This window comes from Stenotrophomonas nematodicola (genome assembly GCF_009467805.1).
GTDB lineage: Bacteria > Pseudomonadota > Gammaproteobacteria > Xanthomonadales > Xanthomonadaceae > Stenotrophomonas > Stenotrophomonas nematodicola.
The window spans coordinates 901762-923815 of sequence record NZ_WIAY01000001.1 but is presented as its reverse complement, the minus strand read 5'-3'; the positions used below and the strand labels follow the sequence as shown (position 1 = coordinate 923815).

The following is a 22054-nucleotide window of genomic DNA, read 5'->3' as shown; positions in this document are numbered from 1 at the left end:
GTTATGGAGCAGCAACGATGTTACGCAGCAGGGCAGTCGCCCTAAAACAAAGTTAGATGCCAGATTTGGCGTTGCGTATGCTCACAGAAAATCGACAGCCGCAAGACTGTTTTTGGCAACTCATAGCCACCACTATTTATCCTTCATACCGTAGAGGAGATTGCACGTGAAGAACTGGCTCTTTCTGGCTATTGCAATATTTGGTGAGGTCGTCGCAACTTCCGCACTGAAGTCCAGCCATGGATTCACCAAGTTAGTTCCTTCTGTTGTAGTTGTGGCTGGCTACGGGCTTGCGTTCTATTTCCTCTCTCTCGCAATCAAGTCCATCCCGGTCGGCATTGCTTATGCTGTTTGGGCTGGCCTCGGCATCGTACTTGTGGCAGCTATCGCTTGGATCTTCCATGGCCAGAAACTAGACTTGTGGGCGTTCGTTGGCATGGGACTTATCGTTAGTGGCGTCGCCGTTCTAAATCTGCTATCCAAGGTCAGCGCACATTGATCGGGCTGGCATCTAACAATTCATTCAAGCCGACGCCGCTTCGCGGCGCGGCTTAATTCAGGTGTTAGGCCGCATGGACACAACGCAGGTCACATTGATACACAAAATTCTAGCTGCGGCAGATGAGCGAAATCTGCCGCTCTGGATCGGTGGGGGCTGGGCGATCGATGCACGGCTAGGGCGTGTAACACGCAAGCACGATGATATTGATCTGACGTTTCCCGGCGAGAGGCGCGGCGAGCTCGAGGCAATAGTTGAAATGCTCGGCGGGCGCGTCATGGAGGAGTTGGACTATGGATTCTTAGCGGAGATCGGGGATGAGTTACTTGACTGCGAACCTGCTTGGTGGGCAGACGAAGCGTATGAAATCGCGGAGGCTCCGCAGGGCTCGTGCCCAGAGGCGGCTGAGGGCGTCATCGCCGGGCGGCCAGTCCGTTGTAACAGCTGGGAGGCGATCATCTGGGATTACTTTTACTATGCCGATGAAGTACCACCAGTGGACTGGCCTACAAAGCACATAGAGTCCTACAGGCTCGCATGCACCTCACTCGGGGCGGAAAAGGTTGAGGTCTTGCGTGCCGCTTTCAGGTCGCGATATGCGGCCTAACAATTCGTCCAAGCCGACGCCGCTTCGCGGCGCGGCTTAACTCAGGTGTTGGGCGCACAATAAGGCTCCTCGCTGAGTTGCTTGAAAGTTGTTACGATTCAAATTCAATCATGAGATAGCCAGCAGATGAGCACTTCCAAGAACGCAGACAAGTAAGCCGCAGCAACCTTCATTTTTCGGTTGTTGCGGCGTTCTCATGAATCCTTTTGCTCTACGAGAGCGCCGCCAAATCCTTCGTTCAAGGAGATGGTTTCGTGCGCTCAAAAAACTTTAGTTGGCGGTACTCCCTTGCCGCCACGGTGTTGTTGTTATCACCGTTCGATTTGCTGGCATCACTCGGCATGGACATGTACTTGCCGGCAGTGCCTTTTATGCCAAACGCGCTTGGCACGACAGCGAGCACAGTTCAGCTTACGCTGACAACGTACTTGGTCATGATCGGTGCCGGTCAGCTCTTGTTTGGACCGCTATCGGACCGACTGGGGCGCCGCCCCGTTCTACTGGGAGGTGGCCTCGCCTACGTTGTGGCGTCAATGGGCCTCGCTTTTACGTCATTGGCTGAAGTCTTTCTGGGGCTTCGGATTCTTCAGGCTTGTGGTGCCTCGGCGTGCCTTGTTTCCACGTTTGCAACAGTACGTGACATTTACGCAGGTCGCGAGGAAAGTAACGTCATTTACGGCATACTCGGATCCATGCTGGCCATGGTCCCGGCGGTAGGCCCATTGCTCGGAGCGCTCGTCGACATGTGGCTTGGGTGGCGGGCTATCTTTGCGTTTCTAGGTTTGGGCATGATCGCTGCATCTGCAGCAGCGTGGCGATTCTGGCCAGAAACCCGGGTGCAACGAGTTACGGGCTTGCAATGGTCGCAGCTGCTACTCCCCGTTAAGTGCCTGAACTTCTGGTTGTACACGTTGTGTTACGCCGCTGGAATGGGTAGCTTCTTCGTCTTTTTCTCCATTGCGCCCGGACTAATAATGGGCAGGCAAGGTGTGTCTCAGCTTGGCTTCAGCCTGCTGTTCGCCACAGTGGCAATTGCCATGGTGTTTACGGCTCGTTTTATGGGGCGTGTGATACCCAAGTGGGGCAGCCCAAGTGTCTTGCGAATGGGAATGGGATGCCTGATAGCTGGAGCAGTATTGCTTGCCATCACCGAAATATGGGCTTCGCAGTCCGTGTTAGGCTTTATTGCTCCGATGTGGCTAGTGGGTATTGGTGTCGCCACAGCGGTATCTGTGGCACCCAATGGCGCTCTTCAAGGATTCGACCATGTTGCTGGAACGGTCACGGCAGTTTACTTCTGCTTGGGCGGTGTACTGCTAGGAAGCATCGGAACGTTGATCATTTCGCTGTTGCCGCGCAACACGGCTTGGCCGGTTGTCGTGTACTGTTTGACCCTTGCAACAGTCGTGCTCGGTCTGTCTTGTGTTTCCCGAGCGGAGGGCTCTCGCGGCCAGGGGGAGCATGATGTGGTCGCGCTACAAAGTGCGGAAAGTACGTCAAATCCCAATCGTTGAGAGAATGTGGCAAGCTATCGCCCAACAAATCGCTGCAGCCGACCCAAAACCGCTACGCGGTTTCGGTCGGCTGAGCTCAGGCGTTAGACATCATGAGGGTAGCGGTGACCATCGAAATTTCGAACCAACTATCAGAGGTGCTAAGCGTCATTGAGCGCCATCTGGAATCAACGTTGCTGGCCGTGCATTTGTACGGCTCCGCAGTGGATGGCGGCCTGAAGCCATACAGCGATATTGATTTGTTGGTTACTGTGGCCGTAAAGCTTGATGAAACGACGCGGCGAGCATTGCTCAATGACCTTATGGAGGCTTCGGCTTTCCCTGGCGAGAGCGAGACGCTCCGCGCTATAGAAGTCACCCTTGTCGTGCATGACGACATCATCCCGTGGCGTTATCCGGCTAAGCGCGAGCTGCAATTTGGAGAATGGCAGCGCAATGACATTCTTGCGGGTATCTTCGAGCCAGCCATGATCGACATTGATCTAGCTATCCTGCTTACAAAAGCAAGAGAACATAGCGTTGCCTTGGTAGGTCCGGCAGCGGAGGAATTCTTTGACCCGGTTCCTGAACAGGATCTATTCGAGGCGCTGAGGGAAACCTTGAAGCTATGGAACTCGCAGCCCGACTGGGCCGGCGATGAGCGAAATGTAGTGCTTACGTTGTCCCGCATTTGGTACAGCGCAATAACCGGCAAAATCGCGCCGAAGGATGTCGCTGCCGACTGGGCAATAAAACGCCTACCTGCCCAGTATCAGCCCGTCTTACTTGAAGCTAAGCAAGCTTATCTGGGACAAAAAGAAGATCACTTGGCCTCACGCGCAGATCACTTGGAAGAATTTATTCGCTTTGTGAAAGGCGAGATCATCAAGTCAGTTGGTAAATGATGTCTAACAATTCGTTCAAGCCGACCGCGCTACGCGCGGCGGCTTAACTCCGGCGTTAGATGCACTAAGCACATAATTGCTCACAGCCAAACTATCAGGTCAAGTCTGCTTTTATTATTTTTAAGCGTGCATAATAAGCCCTACACAAATTGGGAGATATATCATGAAAGGCTGGCTTTTTCTTGTTATCGCAATAGTTGGCGAAGTAATCGCAACATCCGCATTAAAATCTAGCGAGGGCTTTACTAAGCTTGCCCCTTCCGCCGTTGTCATAATCGGTTATGGCATCGCATTTTATTTTCTTTCTCTGGTTCTGAAATCCATCCCTGTCGGTGTTGCTTATGCAGTCTGGTCGGGACTCGGCGTCGTCATAATTACAGCCATTGCCTGGTTGCTTCATGGGCAAAAGCTTGATGCGTGGGGCTTTGTAGGTATGGGGCTCATAATTGCTGCCTTTTTGCTCGCCCGATCCCCATCGTGGAAGTCGCTGCGGAGGCCGACGCCATGGTGACGGTGTTCGGCATTCTGAATCTCACCGAGGACTCCTTCTTCGATGAGAGCCGGCGGCTAGACCCCGCCGGCGCTGTCACCGCGGCGATCGAAATGCTGCGAGTCGGATCAGACGTCGTGGATGTCGGACCGGCCGCCAGCCATCCGGACGCGAGGCCTGTATCGCCGGCCGATGAGATCAGACGTATTGCGCCGCTCTTAGACGCCCTGTCCGATCAGATGCACCGTGTTTCAATCGACAGCTTCCAACCGGAAACCCAGCGCTATGCGCTCAAGCGCGGCGTGGGCTACCTGAACGATATCCAAGGATTTCCTGACCCTGCGCTCTATCCCGATATTGCTGAGGCGGACTGCAGGCTGGTGGTTATGCACTCAGCGCAGCGGGATGGCATCGCCACCCGCACCGGTCACCTTCGACCCGAAGACGCGCTCGACGAGATTGTGCGGTTCTTCGAGGCGCGGGTTTCCGCCTTGCGACGGAGCGGGGTCGCTGCCGACCGGCTCATCCTCGATCCGGGGATGGGATTTTTCTTGAGCCCCGCACCGGAAACATCGCTGCACGTGCTGTCGAACCTTCAAAAGCTGAAGTCGGCGTTGGGGCTTCCGCTATTGGTCTCGGTGTCGCGGAAATCCTTCTTGGGCGCCACCGTTGGCCTTCCTGTAAAGGATCTGGGTCCAGCGAGCCTTGCGGCGGAACTTCACGCGATCGGCAATGGCGCTGACTACGTCCGCACCCACGCGCCTGGAGATCTGCGAAGCGCAATCACCATCTCGGAAACCCTCGCGAAATTTCGCAGTCGCGACGCCAGAGACCGAGGGTTAGATCATGCCTAGCATTCACCTTCCGGCCGCCCGCTAGCGGACCCTGGTCAGGTTCCGCGAAGGTGGGCGCAGACATGCTGGGCTCGTCAGGATCAAACTGCACTATGAGGCGGCGGTTCATACCGCGCCAGGGGAGCGAATGGACAGCGAGGAGCCTCCGAACGTTCGGGTCGCCTGCTCGGGTGATATCGACGAGGTTGTGCGGCTGATGCACGACGCTGCGGCGTGGATGTCCGCCAAGGGAACGCCCGCCTGGGACGTCGCGCGGATCGACCGGACATTCGCGGAGACCTTCGTCCTGAGATCCGAGCTCCTAGTCGCGAGTTGCAGCGACGGCATCGTCGGCTGTTGCACCTTGTCGGCCGAGGATCCCGAGTTCTGGCCCGACGCCCTCAAGGGGGAGGCCGCATATCTGCACAAGCTCGCGGTGCGACGGACACATGCGGGCCGGGGTGTCAGCTCCGCGCTGATCGAGGCTTGCCGCCATGCCGCGCGAACGCAGGGGTGCGCCAAGCTGCGGCTCGACTGCCACCCGAACCTGCGTGGCCTATACGAGCGGCTCGGATTCACCCACGTCGACACTTTCAATCCCGGCTGGGATCCAACCTTCATCGCAGAACGCCTAGAACTCGAAATCTAACGTCCGTTCGGGCATCGAGGTCCATGTCGGGGTGGGACGGGCCCGTGGCTTCAAGATCACTTGCAGTCCGACCGCGATGTCTTGGTTGCGCGAGAGGTTGTCGATATCCTCCACTTCCATCATCAACCCTGGATAATGCCGCCGCCGTCATCGCCGCCGACGCCCGTGCCGGGCTTTTCGGGCCTGTCAGGCTTGCTCGGCCTTCAGCCTGCCTGGGCGAGATCTCCGGCGGACGGATTAACGGCGGAGCTTCGCCGCCTTTCGTGCGTGTGAAGGCCGAAGATAGTTCTCTCAAAAACATCCGTTTATGAGAGATACCAAATGTCATTTTCAGAAGACGACTGCACCAGTTGATTGGGCGTAATGGCTGTTGTGCAGCCAGCTCCTGACAGTTCAATATCAGAAGTGATCTGCACCAATCTCGACTATGCTCAATACTCGTGTGGGCTCTGTTGCAAAAATCGTGAAGCTTGAGCATGCTTGGCGGAGATTGGACGGACGGAACGATGACGGATTTCAAGTGGCGCCATTTCCAGGGTGATGTGATCCTGTGGGCGGTGCGCTGGTATTGTCGCTATCCGATCAGCTATCGCGACCTTGAGGAAATGCTGGCGGAACGCGGCATTTCGGTCGACCATACGACGATCTATCGCTGGGTCCAGTGCTACGCCCCGGAGATGGAGAAGCGGCTGCGCTGGTTCTGGCGGCGTGGCTTTGATCCGAGCTGGCGCCTGGATGAAACCTACGTCAAGGTGCGGGGCAAGTGGACCTACCTGTACCGGGCAGTCGACAAGCGGGGCGACACGATCGATTTCTACCTGTCGCCGACCCGCAGCGCCAAGGCAGCGAAGCGGTTCCTGGGCAAGGCCCTGCGAGGCCTGAAGCACTGGGAAAAGCCTGCCACGCTCAATACCGACAAAGCGCCGAGCTATGGTGCAGCGATCACCGAATTGAAGCGCGAAGGAAAGCTGGACCGGGAGACGGCCCACCGGCAGGTGAAGTATCTCAATAACGTGATCGAGGCCGATCACGGAAAGCTCAAGATACTGATCAAGCCGGTGCGCGGTTTCAAATCGATCCCCACGGCCTATGCCACGATCAAGGGATTCGAAGTCATGCGAGCCCTGCGCAAAGGACAGGCTCGCCCCTGGTGCCTGCAGCCCGGCATCAGGGGCGAGGTGCGCCTTGTGGAGAGAGCTTTTGGCATTGGGCCCTCGGCGCTGACGGAGGCCATGGGCATGCTCAACCACCATTTCGCAGCAGCCGCCTGATCGGCGCAGAGCGACAGCCTACCTCTGACTGCCGCCAATCTTTGCAACAGAGCCCGAATATCTGCAACGCATCGATCTCCCCGAGGATCTGCTTGCCGGCGTTCCTGCCCATCGGGTGACTCGTCTGCGCAGGCAGGGTGAACGGTATTATGCCGACGGCATGCGCGATCTCCCGGAGGACAGGCGGCTTGCGATCTTGGCTGTTTGCGTCTCGGAATGGCAGGCGATGTTGGCCGACGCAGTGGTCGAAACCCACGACCGGATCGTCGGCCGTCTCTACCGTGCTTCGGAGCGTATTTGCCATGCAAAGGTCGCAGACGAAGCGGGGGTGGTGCGTGACACCCTGAAATCCTTCGCCGAGATCGGGGGCGCCCTGGTCGATGCACAGGATGATGGCCAGCCGCTGGGCGATGTCATCGCGAGTGGGTCAGGGTGGGACGGCTTAAAAACCCTTGTTGCAATGGCAACCAGGCTGACCGCCACCATGGCCGACGATCCGCTCAATCATGTGCTCGACGGTTATCACCGCTTCCGCCGATACGCTCCACGCATGTTGCGCCTGCTCGATCTGCGAGCTGCGCCCGTTGCACTGCCGCTTCTGGAAGCGGTGACGGCCCTTCGTACCGGTTTGAACGATGCCGCGATGACCAGCTTCTTGCGGCCCAGCTCGAAATGGCATCGCCACCTTCGGGCCCAGAGGGCTGGCGACGCTCGCCTATGGGAGATCGCGGTGCTGTTCCATCTGCGCGATGCGTTCCGCTCCGGAGATGTCTGGCTTACTAGGTCCCGGCGCTATGGCGATCTGAAACACGCACTCGTTCCGGCACAATCCATCGCGGAAGGCGGTCGTCTCGCTGTGCCATTGCGGCCGGAGGAATGGCTGGCAGACCGGCAAGCTCGCCTCGACATGCGGTTGCGCGAGCTTGGCCGTGCCGCTCGCGCAGGCACGATCCCGGGCGGGTCGATTGAAAACGGCGTTCTGCATATCGAGAAACTCGAAGCCGCCGCGCCGACAGGCGCCGAAGATCTGGTGCTCGATCTCTACAAGCAGATCCCGCCCACGCGCATCACCGATCTCCTGCTGGAGGTGGATGCGGCGACCGGCTTCACCGAAGCGTTCACCCATCTGCGCACAGGAGCACCCTGCGCTGACCGGATCGGGCTAATGAACGTTATCTTGGCGGAAGGGATCAACCTCGGCTTGCGCAAAATGGCGGATGCGACAAACACCCACACCTTCTGGGAATTGATCCGCATTGGACGGTGGCATGTCGAGGGCGAAGCCTATGACCGGGCGCTGGCCATGGTGGTCGAGGCACAGGCAGCGTTACCCATGGCCCGGTTCTGGGGCATGGGCACGTCGGCTTCGAGCGACGGACAGTTCTTCGTCGCTACAGAGCAAGGTGAGGCCATGAACCTGGTCAACGCGAAATATGGCAATACCCCGGGCCTGAAAGCCTATAGCCACGTCTCCGACCAATATGCGCCGTTCGCAACCCAGGTGATTCCTGCAACGGCAAGCGAAGCGCCTTACATCCTCGATGGCCTGCTGATGAACGATGCTGGACGCCATATCCGCGAGCAGTTCACCGACACGGGCGGCTTCACCGATCACGTCTTTGCCGCATGTGCCATTCTCGGCTACCGGTTCGCTCCGCGCATCCGCGACCTGCCATCCAAACGGCTCTACGCGTTCAATCCGTCGGCCGCCCCGGCGCACCTGCGAGCGTTGATCGGCGGAAAGGTCAACCAAGCCATGATCGAGCGCAATTGGCCCGACATCCTGCGCATCGCCGCCACCATTGCTGCCGGGACCGTCGCGCCAAGCCAGATTCTGCGGAAACTCGCCTCCTATCCGCGGCAGAACGAGCTCGCGACAGCCCTGCGGGAAGTCGGTCGCGTCGAGCGCACCCTGTTCATGATCGACTGGATTCTGGATGCCGAACTCCAACGGCGTGCCCAGATCGGGCTCAACAAAGGCGAAGCTCATCATGCGCTGAAGCGGGCAATCAGCTTCCACCGCCGCGGTGAAATCCGCGACCGTTCCGCCGAAGGCCAGCATTACCGCATCGCCGGCATGAATCTGCTCGCCGCCATCATCATCTTCTGGAACACCATGAAGCTCGGCGAGGTCGTTGCAAACCAGAAACGCGATGGAAAGCTGCTATCGCCCGATCTCTTGGCCCATGTTTCGCCGCTCGGATGGGAACACATCAATCTCACCGGAGAATATCGCTGGCCAAAGCCTTAGCGTAGGATTCCGCCCCCTCCCGCAAACGACCCCTACTTCAGCTTACCTCCGGTAAGGGCCCCAGCGCCCTTACCGCCTGCTTGGCCGGCGCTCTTGCTGCCATCTGAAAGCCCCTGGATGACGTGCCCGGCCCGAATCCCAACCCAGGTAAGGCTCGCAAGCCAAAAGCCCGGCAAGACCAGGAACATCGTGCCCATGACGAACATCAGGAGCAGGTCGCCAAAGGCATTGTTCAACCCCACCAGCGGATCGAAGTTAGTGTGTGGCCGGTTCCAGCCGAAGCCCCACCCATAGAGCGCATCGAGGATGGTGCTGTCGATCCAGCGTGCGAGTTGGAACCAGAAATCGGTGAAGAACAGCGCGAATTGCACGACGCTGACGGTGACGACCGTCTTCAGGTCATAGGTTCCGACGACCAGTACGAGCGGGATGCAGATGACCAGTGCCATCTTGAGCAAGGCAAGCACCATGGGCAGCGCCTGGCGCACCACGTCCATGGCGGGAAATGCGGCAAGTGCCCCGACCGCCATTCCTACATCCCCCGTGGCCCGCGTCACGATGTTCGGCAGGGTCTTGTCGATCTGGCCGCCGTAGTCGGTATAGACCGAACCCTGGTTGAGCTTCTGCTGTCGCGGTGACGCGATGGTACGGACCACCGAATCGTCCACCTCGGTACGGCTCAGGAACCCGGCCCAGCCCGCCAAGCGATTCAACAGGCTGGGGTCCACCTGGCCCAGCAGCCGTGCCCGCAGGCCGTTGCTGCCATCGGCCCACCACTGCCTGCAGGTCGGGTAGCCGCCGCCACTGGCCACCTGCGCAAGCCCTGCGTCGCGGGTGTCGTCATAGGGCCATGACTCGCGCGCCGTGCTGGAACGGTAGCTGTCGTAGTAGCCGCCGGTATCCGTGAAAAACCTCGAACCGATCCAGGTCACGTCGTTCATTTGAGCGTCGTCCAGCTCCGGCCGCGCCATGAACAATTTAGCGCGTGCAGGTCCGTAGCAGTCGTGTGTGAAATCGGCCACTTCCTGAGCCAGAACCGGGTCATTGATGCGGGTAGCGTCGATCTCCATGCGCATCTGTCGCAGGTCTGTCCCGCACGGGATTGCCGCCACCGAGGCGCTGGTGACGGCGCGCGAGAGCGCGTGCATGAAGGCCCACCAGACCGGCACCTTGGCACTCTGGTTGTTGATGGTGCTGAAGGACTGGGACCAGCCGGTATCCGTGGGCTGCGGCACGTTGACCTGGCACTGGGCCGAGCGCGAGCTGTCGTACTGAATTGTGTTGAGGTCCACGTCGATGAAGGGGATGCCGGCGAACATCACCACCACGATGGCGACGAACACCCGGTTCTCGATGCGTGCGGCCGAGAGCACGCCCTTGTTGCCTTCGTCGGCACCTTCCGCACGGGCCTTAAGCCATTCCTGCACGATGATCGCCACGAAGGGCAGTGCGAATACCCCGCTGGATACCAGTACCGCCCAGATGCCGTTGTTGACGATCCAGGACACCAAGGTCAGGTAGTACTCCAGGTAGTCGGTTGTGAAAAGCGTCACGGCTCGGACCTCCCCTCAGCCCTGCATCAACAGGCTGGCTTCAAGCGCCACGATGGCAACGACGCCGGCGATCTCGCTGCGTACCAGGCGGCGCCGCGCTTGCGCGTCGTCCTCACGCGCAAGCAGCCGGCGACGCATCCAGACCCAGCCGTAGGCCGTCGCGCCATACAGGCACAGCCGCCAGACCAGGAAGTAGCCCGCTGCTGCCGCCAGCCAACGCTCCCAGCCCGCGACACTTCCGACGAGGTAGATGCCAACGATGTTGGCACCCACGGCGACGGCCGCGAGTACCATCGTCCACAGCAGCGCCTTCGCTGCGCGCCGGTTGAACAGCCAGCGCGGGCGCAGCCAGGCCGCACGCATCAGGCTCATGGCCGGCCTCCCGGATTGCCCTTCTGCAACTGATCGAGGCGGTCAGGCACCGGATCGCCTTCGTAGATGCCACGCGAGCCCGCCGCGCGCGTGCCGTGGCGCTGGATGATCGCCATGGGCGAGTTGTTCGCCAGCTCCCGGCGCAGCTCCAGCTCGGTCTTGAGGTTGCGAATCTCGCGATCGAGCGTGTCGCTCTCGTGGTTCACCGCCTCCACGGCGAGCTGGTTGGCCGCCACGTTGGGCTCCTTCTTGCCGGTCAGCAGCGTGCGTTGCAGCAGTAGCGCCTTCTCCAGCACCGACGCCAGCGCAACCTCGGACGCCAGGCGCTGCGACAGCAGGTGCTGGTCCGGTTCGTCGCGCAGTGCCTCGACCACGCCGCGCGTGATGGGCAGCGACGCGCTGCCGGCCTCCCGCAGGTTTTCGGGCGTCGTGTTCTTCGCCTTGGAGACCAGGTCCTGGAGCGCCTGCAGCTTGGCGTCGTACTCCTCCTGGATCAGGGGCGTCAGCCCGACGCCGGGCACCGTCTCCGTCTTGGTGCAGGCGTCGCAGGTGCGCTGCTCCTTCTCGCCGAGCACCCGTGTTGCCCACTCGATGGCCGCCTGCGGCGTGGTCCAGGTTTGGCACGACAGGCTCGTGCAACTGGCCGGAGCGATTGCCGACGTGTCGGTCACCCCGCGGCCATTGACCAGGTTGTAGCCCGCGCGGGTGACGTCACCGACCACCTTGATCGCGGGCTGACCGGAGCCGCCGGCATTGCTTCCCCCGACCCAGGGCACGCCATCGTTGCCACGGCGCGTCTCGGCCTGCTCGATGGCCGAGACGGCATCCGTGCTCGAAACAGCGTCACGCAGCGCCAACCCCTCTGCCATCTGGCTCCAGCCGAGTTGGCCGCCAGCCGTTTCGGCCATCTTTTCGGCCATGGCGCGGCACGTCAGCTTCGAGCGGTCGAAATCCAGCCGCGCTTGCAGAACGCCGTTGGTGAGCAGGTTGTAGAGGCCTGGATCTGCACGCTGGATGATCAACGCCGGCAGGGACGCCACAGCACTCGTAGCACTCTGGATCACCGAGGACATGATCTGCTGAAAGCCATTGGTGACACCGTTGAGTTGATTCTTCAACGTGGTCTGGATGCTCATGTCGCCGCAGATCAGATTGCTGTTCCAGCCGACACCCACGCCGAGCGAGCGCATGCCGGCTGCGCGGCCCATCGAAACGGCGCTGCCGCCGCCGATGGAGTACATGACGTCATCGCCGATGACGTTGCCGCTGGTCTGGTAGCCCAGTTGGCCCCAGGCCACGCCGCTTGCCAGAACCAACGCGCCGGTAAGCGCCAAACAGATCCTCTTGCCACGAGCCGGTGGGGAGAACTGCATAGAGTCGGAACGCTTCATCGCGGCACCTCAAAGGAAATCAACGCTGCCAAGGAACACCTGTCCACGGCGTTCGCAGCAGGCATACGGCCGCCACAGCGCCCAGGCGTAGTCGCCTTGCTGGGCCTGAGTCAGGAAGCCGGTGCGTGGGAAAACCGTGCAGGACGAGGACAGGACGGGCGTGAGTTCCTGCCACTTGCCAGTCGAGGCATCACCCTCCATCAGCGCGCTGGCGGGCCAGTAGCCATCGCGGGCATTGGCAAGCAGCGGCTGGTACACGTGCAACTGCCCGCGGCGCGTGACGACATCGCCCGCACGCTGGGCCACCACGGCTCCCGATTTGTGGTCGTCGGTCTGGTGCAGGAAGCCGCCGCGGGGATACACGTTGCCCCAAAGGTTCATCGTGGTGCGTGCGCCGACCTCGCGCATGCCGGGAATCAATGCCTCCGGGTAGGCCATCTCGGGCACGTTGTAGCGCCAGGCAAGCGTGTCCAAGGTGCTGAGCAGATACGGCATGAATGCCGTTCCCGCGCCCTCGCAGAAGTAGCCCGAGGACGAAACAAACTGGTTGAACACCTCGACGCCGGGATGGCCGATCACGTCGGCGTTCTTGAATTTCGCGAGATTGTTTTCGTGATCCTCGTTCGTCGTTCCATCGCCGCCCGCTTGGGCGGACGGGTTGGCCGTACTCATCGCCCGGACTTCGACCCACGGGTTCTCGCCCGTGTTGCTGTAGCTGGAGACGACCGCATCGGGGATGTAGTGGCGCACCTTGACAGAGGTGCGCACCGTGCAGCCTCCCCAGGTGCAGTAGAGCCAGTAGCAGATACCCACCACCCGGTACTCCAAGCAATCGGGCGAGGCCACCGAGGCAACGATGGCGGTGGTGTTCAAGGCGTAGCTACCCGTGGCGCTGAGCAGCAGCAAGGAAGCCACGCCAGCCCGCATGCGGCGCATAAGGTCGAATGGCCTCGTCATGGCTGGGTCCTCCGACGCTGCTCGATGCGCGCGACAGCGCGGGCCACATCCGGCTCGCCATAGACCACGTAGCGCTGATCCACCACGACAGCCGGGATGCTGGTGATGCCCAGGCTCCATGCGTCGGTGACGCCCTGGTATGCGGAAGCGATGCGGCGCTGTAGGTCGGCGCCGCCTTGGTTCAGCCGACGCTTGACGGTGGCCGCCGCCTGTTCGGGGGCGGCGGGCAGTTCCGCAGAAAGCTCCGCTTCAATCCGGCGGGCTTCGTCCAGCTCGATCAGCCGCTCGCCGCCCATGGTCTTGACCGGGTGGTGGCTGTCGGTGACGACCAGTACGTCGGCTGCGAAGGTGACGGGGCTGAACACGGCCAGGGACGCCGGCAGCGCCACGACGAGACCAAGGGTTCGCCAGCCCGACGCGAACGTGGAAAAGGATGCCGGCATGTCGCGTGCCCCGAAAGTTGATCAGGGCCATAGTCAAACGCGAACCCGATGCCACCCCAACAAACAATGCGCATCGCGGGCTGCCCGCATACCTGCTTGTCCCGGGCCATAAAAAAACGGAGGCCGAAGCCTCCGCGAGGATCAATGAAGCAATGCGACCGTTACAGCAGGCCTGACTCCGCAAAGGAGAACGGGGAACCTTGGCCTACGATGATGTGATCCAGTACCCGTACATCGATGAGCGCCAGCGCGGCCTGCAGTTGCTGGGTCAGCACACGATCCGCGCTCGACGGCTCGGAGATGCCCGAGGGGTGCTGGTGCGCGAAGATCACCGCGGCGGCGTTCAACTCCAGCACACGCTGTACGACGACACGTGGATAAACAGAAGTCGAGTTGATCGTGCCCCTGAACAATGGCTCGTAGGCCAGCACCTGGTGCATGCTATCCAGGAACACAGCGGCGAATATCTCGTTGGGTTCAGCGACCAGTTTCACGCGCAGATAGTCCCGCACGGCGGCCGGCTGGCTGAGGCATGGTCCAGCTTTGAAGATCCGTTTTTCCAGCAGCACGATGGCCTGCTGGATGATCCAGTCTTCGTGCTGGGCAGCTACGGCGGAAAGCGACTCCACACAGGAGTCATTGATGGCGAAAGACATGGCGAACCTCCAGACGGTGAGATCGGAGGGCGCGCGCCCCCGAGGGCAAGCCCTCCTGGGGATGAGAATGAAAAGATGCATCCATCACCGCGATTGCGGTGACCGTTCGCGGCCAGGATGCAAGGCGAACGAGTCGCGGTCAGCGCAGAGGACTGCGCCGTAGCCTTGAAGACCGGGGCTACCTGGGCATGTCGCCGACGACGTCGGCAGGCATTTCGGATGTGGGTGTGCTGGTCGGACCCTCAGCCGCCAGCATGTCCATGGCTGACAGCAAGGCATCGCCCTCGATCGGCCCCTGCAGCAGGATGGCCTGGCCCGTTTGGCGATCGAGCAGGCGCAGCGACGGCGTGGCGGTTACGCCGCTCTTGGTGGCTTCCGCAGCCTGGGCGCGGATAGCCGCACTGGGCCTTTCGCTTGCCATGCACTGCTCGCTGGCTGGCGTCGATTCGGGGTACCGCAAGCCATCGGGCAAGCCCTGGCCGCCGCTGCGCGTGTGGGCATAGACCCATTCGATCGCCTGCCAGAACGCGACATGCCCACCTGCTTCGGCAGCGCATTCCACTAGGCGTGCCTCGGCTGACGCGGCCGGCTCGTGCTCGGCCAGCGGCTGGTGGTGCCATTGCAGCGCCACGTCGGTGTTGTTGCCGATCCACCGCTTGAGCTGCGGGAAATACTCCCGGCAGAACGGGCACTCCAGGTCGGCATAGAGCGTCAGCGTGAAACGGCCTTTGGGGTTGCCCATTAGCCAGGGCGGCCCGGCCACCGGTGCCATGCTGACCGGCGTGGGCGGCTGCGGCGGGGATTCGCCGGGCGACCTTGACACAAGCCAGATCAGCAGCAGCGCGACCAGCACAGCAGCCAATGCCCAGGGCCAGCGGGGCCGCCCGTTGCGGCGGCGGAACGCCTGGACCTGCATCGGAATGGAAGGACGTTTCTGTTCCATGGCGTTCTCCGTCTTACGACAGTTCCAAGGCCGGCGACTCGATGCCGCGCGCCTGGTCGATCTTCTCGGCCACCTTGAAGGCCGCTTCCAGTTCGGTGCAGCCGTAGTGCTGCATGAGCTGGTAGCGCTCGGCCTTCTCTTCGGGTTCGGTCTGCGCCAACGCCAAGTACAGGCTGGGCGGCACGGCGCGGAACAGCACTTCCATGCTCTTGGAAAGGATGACGCCCTCGGTGAACTTGCCCGCTTCTTTGCGCGCCGAGAGCATCAGCGCTTTCTGCGCGGGCGAGAGTTCGCGGAAGCGTGCAATCTTCTCGACCTCATCGGGCGGCATCGACAGGCAGATCCACCACTCAATCATGTTGAGCATGGGCTCCGCGGCACGCGGCAGATCGTCGATATTTTGTGTAGCCAGCCAGAACCAGGCCCCTAGCTTGCGCCACATTTTTGTAATTTTTACAACGTAGGGCGCAAGCAGCGGGTTCTTCGTGATGATGTGGCCTTCGTCGGTCACATTGATGATCGGACGGCCCAGGTACTGGTCGCGCTCGGCGATGTTGTTCACCGTGCTGATCAGGCTGATGTAGGCGATGGAGAGCTGCGCGTTGTAGCCCTCCCGGGCATAGGTCGCGAGATCCACCAGCGTGATGTCGGCCTCGGGCCACGGCGTGCCATCGCGATCGAACATCTCGCCGTCCGTGCCTTGGCAGAACATGTCCATCGCGTCCGCCATCTCCAGCAGCCGCACGCGCCGCATCTCGGGCAGCGTCGGGTCCTGGCCGCGCGTGCGCAGCGCGTTGCGCACGTCGCGCGTGAGCACCGTGCGTTTCTCGGCCACGCAGTGCTCGGCGGCATCGAGGATGCACTGGCGGATCAGCGAGCGATCGGCCCGCGTCATCCGGGCTTCTTCCTTGTCCTCGCCGCCTGTGATCATCAGCCGTGCCGTGATCTCCAGTTCACCCAGCACGTCGCGCTGCTCGTCCTCCTCCATGACCGAGGAATCGGCTGGCAATTCTTCATCCAGTGCATCGGCATCAAGCGTCTGCACGTTGCTGGGCGTTTCGATCAGCCGGCGAGCGTCGGCGAACGGCGCCAGGCTGATGCCCGAGCCAGGAGCCAGCTTGACCCGGTTCACGGTCAGACCCAGGCGCTTTGCGAAGTCGCTGAACAAGCCAAAGCTGTTGCCGGCTTCCACGATGAACAGCCGCGGCCGGTAGATGGCCGTGACCTGGTTCAAGAGGTTGTTGAGCGTTGCGCTCTTGCCCGAGCCGGTGGGGCCGAACAGGAACAGATGGGCGTTCATCTGCCTGTCCAAGCGGTTCAGTGGATCAAACGTGATCGGCCCGCCGCCGCGGTTGAAGAACGTGTTGCCCGGATGACCCGTACCCTGGCTGCGACCCCACGCCGGCGAGAGATTCGCCACATGCTGGGCGAACATCAGTTGGGTGAACCAGTTCCGTCGATCTTGCGCAGGGTTGTAGCAGCACGGTAGCCAGCGCAGGTAGCTGTTGAGCGGCGCGACTTCATCGTCCTCGCGCACAGGCTGCAACCCCGCGTTGAGCATCACGTTGGCGAGGTCCAGACCGCGCCTGTCAAGTTCGGCTTCATCGCGTCCGCGCAGATAGAAGGCCAGCGTGCCGCGGTAGAGCTTGTGCGCGCTGCCGATGAGCGAGCGTGCCTCCTGCACATCCTTGAGCGTTTGTTCCGATGCCAGTGTTTCGCCGACAGCCTTCTTCGCCAGGTGATTCAGGTGCGATTCGAGGATGTCCTGGGGCGTCGCCACCATGGTCAGACACATCGTGGTGTCTTCGGGCATCTGATCGAAAAGCGTGTTGATAGCGTCCCCCTTGCGGGTTTCGCCGGTCAGGTGCCCCGTACCGGGCGGCATGCGTAGCCGGTCGGTGACCAGTACGCGATGCGGCATACCGTCAAAGTACCAGGTGCCGTGCTCGGCATCGGAGCGAGGCTGACCGAAGAACAGCCGTTGACTGAAGTCCCGACCACTCGCCAGCTCAATCTCACCTTCCTCCACCTCGTCGGGATAGCGGGCCAGCGCATAGAAGCGCTCTCGCTCCTCAGCGCCGGGCCCGAGCATCGTGGGGCGTGGGTTGAACCAACGCAGCAGCCAGTCGTGAACATCGGCCGCGACCATGCGCCGGGCCTGGATGCCGGCGTTCGCCAAGCCGCCGCAGAGGCGATCGCAGACGATGTTCAGCATTTGCTCGGGTGTCTGGCCGCGGCGGTTCGCCTGCCCGGCGGCCCGGCGATAGACCACCATGCGCACGCGCCGCGTCTGGCCGCGCCAGCGCAACCGCGTGACCACCGTATCCTCGAACAGTCCGCCGGGCTTGGCCACCGCGCGCAGGTGGTGGCCAAAGAAGCGGAGGTAGAACTCGGTGAAGGCCGTGCTGCGGGCGCGCGGCTGCACGTAGTCGCGTAGCGTCTGCATGTACTGGTCGAAGCTGGGCTCGTCCTGTGCATAGAGCTGGAGCACCCACGGGTTCTCATCCAGCTCATCGAACGAGTCCTGGAGCGCGTTTTCGAGCGCATCGCGGGCATGAGCGAGCCAGCCCGGTTCCCGACCTTCGGTGCCTAGCGGGACCAGTTCGTAGAAGGCCGCGACCGATTGCCCGTCCTCCAGCAGCATGGACTTCGACGGCGGCAGGAACTCCACCCACGGCAGCAGCTCCGCGAATGACTGCGCAACGTCGTACATCGCCTGCTCGTCCGCCACGGTCGCCGGCCTGCGGCCCTGGACCGTCGCTCCGGGTTCGGCAATGCCGGCCTGGCGCAACGCCTCGACGTGGCGCTGCCAGCCGTCCGGCTGCTCGTCATTGCCACCATCGGATGCAGCCAGCTTCGGCCAGGGGAGTTTCCAGCGCATCAGTAGTCCTCCACGCGCTCGCCCGGCATGGCGTACTGCACACGCTGGTACAGGGGAAAGACCGTCGTGTAGCCCGGAACCGGCACGGGATCGGTGCCCGCCAGGTGCGGGTACACATACATGACAAGATCGGGGTTCGGCAGGCGGTGGAACTGGCGATAGACCTCGTTGCGCGCCGTGCGCGTGTAGCGCATCTGCTCGGTGGGCGCGGCCTCCACGTCGGCCTCGGTCAGCGTCCGGCGCAGGCTCTGGCGTGCATCGAGCAATTGCCTGCGCGCCACCTGGCCGGCGCCACCACCCCCGTCACCGGCGTTCTGCTGCCAGATGTCCATCATCGTGCTGTCGCCGTGGGGGAGCAGCTTTTCCTTGCTGGTGGCACAGCCGCCGAGCACCGCGACGGCGAGGGCCAGCGCCAGGGCCTTATTCAAGTTCGAGAGCATGGCTTTCTCCTGCGCGGTGATCGACCTTGCGGCCTTCGGGATCGAAGTCGATGGCGAGCGGCTTTTCGAGGTGGACGGCGACCTTCGCGCCGGGCTGGACATAGACAGCGGCGAACGCCTGGCCGTACAGCTTGTTCACCCAGTCGGCCATGTCGCGCACGCCACCGGCCAGGATGCGGCCCACGGCTTCATTGCCCGAGATACCGACGCTGCCGATGGAGCCGTCGGCGCCGACGTAGGACATCTGGCCGCTGTCGCTGTCGATCAGCGAGGCGACGCCGGCACCGGCGGCGGTAATCAGGGCTTGCGAGCCAAGGTACTGCTGGGCGTTGCTGCGCCGCTCCCCGCTGACGCAGGGAATGCCGTATGGGTCGCTGATCCAGCCCAGGCCTCCACTTTGAGAGTTCTGCTGCTGGTTGTTTTGCTGGTTGCCGTCGCGGTCTTCGGGGATGGTGCGGATCGTGCCGTCGTGGAAGACGAAGGTGATGCTGCGTACCTGGCCGCGCACGCACGAGAGCGTCCAGTCGCCCGATGCGGTGCCGCTGAACACGGCACCGGCCACGTCGGGAATGTCGATGCCATTGGCGGTCAGGTTGTCCGATCCGACCAACACCTTGAAGGGGTACGGATCGTTGACGGTTCCGTCGATCGGCACGCGGCCGATCAGCGCCGTCATCGCCACCGACCCCATCAGCGTCGAATTGGTCGGTACGGTATAGACCGCCTTGGCGCTCTTCACGCCTGCGGCGCGTGCGCCCGCGTTCGCCACGGTTTCCGCCGTGGTTTCCAACGTGCTCTGCGCGGGGCCGAAGCTCGTCGGGAAGCTCATGCCGCTACCCGTGCCACGACTGCTGTTGCGCCCCTCGGCTTTCCTCGCATCGTCGGGTTCGACCCAGCGCACGCCGCCTTCCATGCCGGCCTCGTCGCCGTCACGCAGCCCCAGACCCACCGGCAGGTCGGCATGGCCGCCGCCACGTCCGCCGATACTGTCCAGGCGCCGTTGCAGGTCGGCCAGCAGCCCTTCGGTCTGCTGACGCGCGCTGGCTGCCTGCTCTTGGTCGCGACGCAGGTTGGTGCGCTCGGAGTCGAGGGCCGAATTGATGCGCTGGTCAATGGAGTTCTCGCGCTGGCGCAGTCGCTGGTTTTCTTCGCGCTGGGATTTGTTGTCCGAGAGCGCGGTCTGAAGCTCGGTGCGCAACTGCTTCACTTGGGCAACGAGCGTCGCCACGGTGTCGCGCGGGGTATCGCCCTCGATGCCCAGCGCCTTCATTTCCGCTGGCGTGAGCTTGGCGCCGGCATCCGCGGTCGGTGGTGCCGAAGTGCTGCCTCCCGAGAACAGCCGGATGGCGACGAACAGCACCAGCACGGCAACCGGGATCATCAGCCACTTCAGGAGTCCATTACTGCGCATGGCGGACCTCCTTGCGGTCGGTGCCATCCTGGGAACCGGCTTCCGGTTGCGGGAGATGCACGGCCGGGTCGAAGCGGTTGACCGCTGGTAGCAGCGATTGCGCAAGGCCACGCCCGCGCGTCACCAGGTACAGAACGGTCGTGTCCTCGGGCGTCCCGCGCGGGCCAAGCGCCTCGTGTTGGAAGGTGGCGGTGAGGAAATCGCCTTGCAGCACGCGCGGGTCCAGGGTGATCCAGCCGCTGCTGCTGTTGGTCAGGCGCACGGCGGTCACCCACTGGTCTTCCAGACGCCATGACGCGAGCGCGACCGCGCGCACGGGCAGCGTCGGCATCAGCGTGCCGAGGTCGAGGTCACGGCGCAGGTTCACCCGCATGACGCTCGGCAGCGGCTCCACGGTGCGTAGCGGCGCGTAGAGGTTCTGTGCGGCAAAGCGCGTCAGGACAACCGACACCGGGGTCTCGCGTCGCGCCGCTCGCGCGCCGGCCTGGTCCTGGGCGCGCGCCGGAGCTTCGTTGTCATCGCCGGGCTGATCGCCATAGCGCGCCGGGGTGCTGTTGCCCTCGACGATGCGCACTGGTTCCAGCTCGGCTTCGCCGTCCTTGGCTGGCTCCGCCGCAATGTCCAGCAGGATCAGCGCGCCCGTGTCGGCGTCCTGCAATTGCAGCCGCGTGGGCTCGATCGGCTCGCTGGCGCGCAGGTACACCGCGCCGCCCGCGCTCTGCACCCGTAGGCGCTCGCCGACGCCCGCAGGTACGCCCACGCGGACGTTGCGGTCGATGAACACGATGCGCTCGTGGCCGACCTTCAGCGGCACCGCCAACGGCATACGTTCCCAGCGCAGGATCTCCACTGCCTGGACAGCAGGAGCGGCGGCCACGGCCAACAGCCCCAGCAGCGTGAGTACAGGATGCTTCATGGGGTTTCTCCTTGGGGCGCTTGCGGAGACAGGCCGCCAGACGCCGGGCGCGTTGGCTCCGGCGTGCTGATGCGCTGGGGCGCGCCCTCATAGCAGTCGAGCGCCAGGCCGAACGGGTTGCGGGCAGGATCGACGTCCACCCGCGTGACCTTCACTGGATAGCGCACCAGAGCGCGCTTGACTTGCTCGGCGCCGTAGTACTCGTCGGCGGTGATGTCCAGCGTCACCACCCAGTCGCGGTCGGAGACCACGCGCACGCGCGCCGTAGGGTCGTCGCCGTAGCCGCGGCCGGGGATTTCATAAATCCCGCGCACGCGCTGGCGCAGCTCGCCCGTGCTGCGGCGGTAGTCGTAGTCCGCGCGAAGGAAGGCCTGGCAGGACGGGGTGAGATACGGCGAGAGCGTGTGGAGGTTGCGCGCGTAGTCCTCTTCGCCATTCGTCGGCCAGCGGTTGAGCGTCTGGAACACGTAGAACGTGAACGCATAGACCGATTCGGGCGGCACTTCCCACCACTTCCTGGTACTGCCGGAGCGCAGGTCAGGCGGAACGTGGATGGTCAGATCGCGCGGAGCGCTCCACCAGCCGCCGCCCATGACCAGGGCGACGATGACCAGGGCGCCAGCCCCCAGGCGAAGCGTCTTGATGTGCGCCTGCAGGTGGGTGATCTCGTTCTTGAAGCGGCTCATCGCGCGCTCCTTCGGGTGGTCCAGAAGCCGGAACGCGAGATCAGCACATGGCCGCCCACCCAACCCGCCATCAGTGGATGACGTGTCGCAATGCGCCATTGCAGTTGCCGATACAGCCAGGTGTCGGGACGCCCGCGTTTGAGGCGGCGAAGAATGCCGCCGCCGATGAACACGCCCAAGGCCACGCCCAGGACGACGAACGTGGGAGCTAGCGCGATCGTGCGGAACACCCACGACAGCGGCGCGCCGACCAGCAGGCCGGCGGCGCCGGACAAGCCGCAGCAGATCCACAGCTCGTCGGCGGTGAGGCCGCGCACGACAACGGGGTGGCGGTTGAGCCGGTGCGGAAGGAACGTCACGGTCCCGTCCGCACGGACGTGCTGCTGCTCAGACATACCGGCCTCGCC

General features: G+C 62.6%; 21 protein-coding genes and 1 pseudogene. 9 read left to right on the top strand and 13 right to left on the bottom strand.

The features are described from left to right. The first annotated feature begins 166 nt into the window (after positions 1 to 166). The 9 genes and pseudogenes from qac to GDJ08_RS04345 all read left to right on the top strand — a co-directional run. Positions 167 to 499, top strand: a complete 333-nt coding sequence (gene qac / locus GDJ08_RS04390) for a quaternary ammonium compound efflux SMR transporter QacL (protein ID WP_015059047.1) — start codon at positions 167 to 169, stop codon at positions 497 to 499. Positions 500 to 572: 73 nt separating this feature from the next. Next, positions 573 to 1106: an aminoglycoside nucleotidyltransferase ANT(2'')-Ia gene (gene aadB, locus GDJ08_RS04385; protein ID WP_000381802.1), complete on the top strand. Its 534-nt coding sequence runs from the start codon at positions 573 to 575 to the stop codon at positions 1104 to 1106. A gap of 254 nt (positions 1107 to 1360) precedes the next feature. Next, on the top strand, positions 1361 to 2620 hold the full coding sequence (locus GDJ08_RS04380; protein WP_042862943.1) for a chloramphenicol efflux MFS transporter CmlA10: 1260 nt from the start codon (positions 1361 to 1363) through the stop codon (positions 2618 to 2620). Positions 2621 to 2712: 92 nt separating this feature from the next. Then, positions 2713 to 3504 carry an ANT(3'')-Ia family aminoglycoside nucleotidyltransferase AadA2 gene (locus GDJ08_RS04375; protein ID WP_001261740.1) on the top strand — a complete coding sequence of 264 codons (792 nt, stop codon included), beginning with the start codon at positions 2713 to 2715 and terminating at the stop codon, positions 3502 to 3504. A 163-nt stretch (positions 3505 to 3667) separates the two neighbouring features. Continuing rightward, a complete protein-coding gene (locus GDJ08_RS04370; protein WP_000679427.1) occupies positions 3668 to 4015 on the top strand; it encodes a quaternary ammonium compound efflux SMR transporter QacE delta 1 in 348 nt (115 codons plus the stop codon). Next, positions 4009 to 4848: a sulfonamide-resistant dihydropteroate synthase Sul1 gene (gene sul1 / locus GDJ08_RS04365; RefSeq protein WP_000259032.1), complete on the top strand. Its 840-nt coding sequence runs from the start codon at positions 4009 to 4011 to the stop codon at positions 4846 to 4848. Before GDJ08_RS04370 ends, sul1 begins: the two co-directional genes overlap by 7 nt. A gap of 127 nt (positions 4849 to 4975) precedes the next feature. Next, positions 4976 to 5476 (top strand): GNAT family N-acetyltransferase, encoded by a 501-nt coding sequence (locus GDJ08_RS04360; RefSeq protein WP_000376623.1) that lies wholly within the window; start codon positions 4976 to 4978, stop codon positions 5474 to 5476. Positions 5477 to 5982: 506 nt separating this feature from the next. Beyond that, complete coding sequence (locus GDJ08_RS04350) at positions 5983 to 6747, top strand: IS6-like element IS6100 family transposase (protein ID WP_001389365.1); 765 nt, start codon at positions 5983 to 5985, stop codon at positions 6745 to 6747. A gap of 55 nt (positions 6748 to 6802) precedes the next feature. Further along, a pseudogene (locus GDJ08_RS04345) lies at positions 6803 to 8998 on the top strand (Tn3 family transposase); the annotation flags it as partial. Positions 8999 to 9030: 32 nt separating this feature from the next. On the opposite strand, the gene GDJ08_RS04340 reads toward GDJ08_RS04345, so the two are convergent. From GDJ08_RS04340 to GDJ08_RS04280, 13 genes are all read right to left on the bottom strand, one after another. Next, entirely contained in the window at positions 9031 to 10551 is a 1521-nt protein-coding gene (locus GDJ08_RS04340; RefSeq protein ID WP_028698647.1) for a conjugal transfer protein TraG N-terminal domain-containing protein, read from the bottom strand. A 15-nt stretch (positions 10552 to 10566) separates the two neighbouring features. Next, on the bottom strand, positions 10567 to 10914 hold the full coding sequence (locus tag GDJ08_RS04335) for a hypothetical protein (RefSeq protein WP_077273848.1): 348 nt from the start codon (positions 10912 to 10914) through the stop codon (positions 10567 to 10569). A 5-nt stretch (positions 10915 to 10919) separates the two neighbouring features. Then, positions 10920 to 12314: an integrating conjugative element protein gene (locus GDJ08_RS04330; RefSeq protein ID WP_023103896.1), complete on the bottom strand. Its 1395-nt coding sequence runs from the start codon at positions 12312 to 12314 to the stop codon at positions 10920 to 10922. A 9-nt stretch (positions 12315 to 12323) separates the two neighbouring features. Further along, positions 12324 to 13271 carry a TIGR03756 family integrating conjugative element protein gene (locus GDJ08_RS04325; protein WP_023103897.1) on the bottom strand — a complete coding sequence of 316 codons (948 nt, stop codon included), beginning with the start codon at positions 13269 to 13271 and terminating at the stop codon, positions 12324 to 12326. Beyond that, complete coding sequence (locus GDJ08_RS04320) at positions 13268 to 13714, bottom strand: TIGR03757 family integrating conjugative element protein (RefSeq protein WP_017514119.1); 447 nt, start codon at positions 13712 to 13714, stop codon at positions 13268 to 13270. Before GDJ08_RS04320 ends, GDJ08_RS04325 begins: the two co-directional genes overlap by 4 nt. Before the next feature lie 161 nt (positions 13715 to 13875). Next, positions 13876 to 14370, bottom strand: a complete 495-nt coding sequence (gene radC / locus GDJ08_RS04315) for a RadC family protein (protein WP_023103898.1) — start codon at positions 14368 to 14370, stop codon at positions 13876 to 13878. 178 nt (positions 14371 to 14548) lie between these two features. Continuing rightward, positions 14549 to 15313, bottom strand: a complete 765-nt coding sequence (locus tag GDJ08_RS04310; RefSeq protein ID WP_028690954.1) for a DsbA family protein — start codon at positions 15311 to 15313, stop codon at positions 14549 to 14551. 13 nt (positions 15314 to 15326) lie between these two features. Next, on the bottom strand, positions 15327 to 18194 hold the full coding sequence (locus GDJ08_RS04305) for a conjugative transfer ATPase (RefSeq protein WP_023103900.1): 2868 nt from the start codon (positions 18192 to 18194) through the stop codon (positions 15327 to 15329). Then, positions 18194 to 18634 carry a TIGR03751 family conjugal transfer lipoprotein gene (locus GDJ08_RS04300; protein ID WP_023103901.1) on the bottom strand — a complete coding sequence of 147 codons (441 nt, stop codon included), beginning with the start codon at positions 18632 to 18634 and terminating at the stop codon, positions 18194 to 18196. The genes GDJ08_RS04305 and GDJ08_RS04300 overlap by 1 nt, the downstream gene beginning before the upstream one ends. Continuing rightward, a complete protein-coding gene (locus GDJ08_RS04295) occupies positions 18615 to 20045 on the bottom strand; it encodes a TIGR03752 family integrating conjugative element protein (protein ID WP_017515583.1) in 1431 nt (476 codons plus the stop codon). The genes GDJ08_RS04300 and GDJ08_RS04295 overlap by 20 nt, the downstream gene beginning before the upstream one ends. Further along, positions 20035 to 20961: a TIGR03749 family integrating conjugative element protein gene (locus tag GDJ08_RS04290; RefSeq protein ID WP_023103903.1), complete on the bottom strand. Its 927-nt coding sequence runs from the start codon at positions 20959 to 20961 to the stop codon at positions 20035 to 20037. Before GDJ08_RS04290 ends, GDJ08_RS04295 begins: the two co-directional genes overlap by 11 nt. Next, complete coding sequence (locus GDJ08_RS04285) at positions 20958 to 21647, bottom strand: PFL_4703 family integrating conjugative element protein (RefSeq protein WP_023835765.1); 690 nt, start codon at positions 21645 to 21647, stop codon at positions 20958 to 20960. Before GDJ08_RS04285 ends, GDJ08_RS04290 begins: the two co-directional genes overlap by 4 nt. Then, a complete protein-coding gene (locus tag GDJ08_RS04280; protein ID WP_023103905.1) occupies positions 21644 to 22042 on the bottom strand; it encodes a TIGR03750 family conjugal transfer protein in 399 nt (132 codons plus the stop codon). Before GDJ08_RS04280 ends, GDJ08_RS04285 begins: the two co-directional genes overlap by 4 nt. Positions 22043 to 22054 lie beyond the last annotated feature (12 nt).

Bases quoted from the DNA above. Each gene is read 5' to 3' on its own strand.
- GDJ08_RS04370 (WP_000679427.1), top strand. From the start codon at position 3,668: ATGAAAGGCTGGCTTTTTCTTGTTATCGCAATAGTTGGCGAAGTAATC.
- GDJ08_RS04280 (WP_023103905.1), bottom strand. From the start codon at position 22,042: ATGTCTGAGCAGCAGCACGTCCGTGCGGACGGGACCGTGACGTTCCTT.
- GDJ08_RS04295 (WP_017515583.1), bottom strand. From the start codon at position 20,045: ATGCGCAGTAATGGACTCCTGAAGTGGCTGATGATCCCGGTTGCCGTG.
- GDJ08_RS04325 (WP_023103897.1), bottom strand. From the start codon at position 13,271: ATGACGAGGCCATTCGACCTTATGCGCCGCATGCGGGCTGGCGTGGCT.
- GDJ08_RS04335 (WP_077273848.1), bottom strand. From the start codon at position 10,914: ATGCGTGCGGCCTGGCTGCGCCCGCGCTGGCTGTTCAACCGGCGCGCA.
- GDJ08_RS04300 (WP_023103901.1), bottom strand. From the start codon at position 18,634: ATGCTCTCGAACTTGAATAAGGCCCTGGCGCTGGCCCTCGCCGTCGCG.
- radC (WP_023103898.1), bottom strand. From the start codon at position 14,370: ATGTCTTTCGCCATCAATGACTCCTGTGTGGAGTCGCTTTCCGCCGTA.
- GDJ08_RS04305 (WP_023103900.1), bottom strand. From the start codon at position 18,194: ATGCGCTGGAAACTCCCCTGGCCGAAGCTGGCTGCATCCGATGGTGGC.
- aadB (WP_000381802.1), top strand. From the start codon at position 573: ATGGACACAACGCAGGTCACATTGATACACAAAATTCTAGCTGCGGCA.
- sul1 (WP_000259032.1), top strand. From the start codon at position 4,009: ATGGTGACGGTGTTCGGCATTCTGAATCTCACCGAGGACTCCTTCTTC.
- GDJ08_RS04290 (WP_023103903.1), bottom strand. From the start codon at position 20,961: ATGAAGCATCCTGTACTCACGCTGCTGGGGCTGTTGGCCGTGGCCGCC.
- GDJ08_RS04375 (WP_001261740.1), top strand. From the start codon at position 2,713: ATGAGGGTAGCGGTGACCATCGAAATTTCGAACCAACTATCAGAGGTG.
- GDJ08_RS04285 (WP_023835765.1), bottom strand. From the start codon at position 21,647: ATGAGCCGCTTCAAGAACGAGATCACCCACCTGCAGGCGCACATCAAG.
- GDJ08_RS04330 (WP_023103896.1), bottom strand. From the start codon at position 12,314: ATGAAGCGTTCCGACTCTATGCAGTTCTCCCCACCGGCTCGTGGCAAG.
- GDJ08_RS04360 (WP_000376623.1), top strand. From the start codon at position 4,976: ATGGACAGCGAGGAGCCTCCGAACGTTCGGGTCGCCTGCTCGGGTGAT.
- GDJ08_RS04310 (WP_028690954.1), bottom strand. From the start codon at position 15,313: ATGGAACAGAAACGTCCTTCCATTCCGATGCAGGTCCAGGCGTTCCGC.
- GDJ08_RS04350 (WP_001389365.1), top strand. From the start codon at position 5,983: ATGACGGATTTCAAGTGGCGCCATTTCCAGGGTGATGTGATCCTGTGG.
- GDJ08_RS04320 (WP_017514119.1), bottom strand. From the start codon at position 13,714: ATGCCGGCATCCTTTTCCACGTTCGCGTCGGGCTGGCGAACCCTTGGT.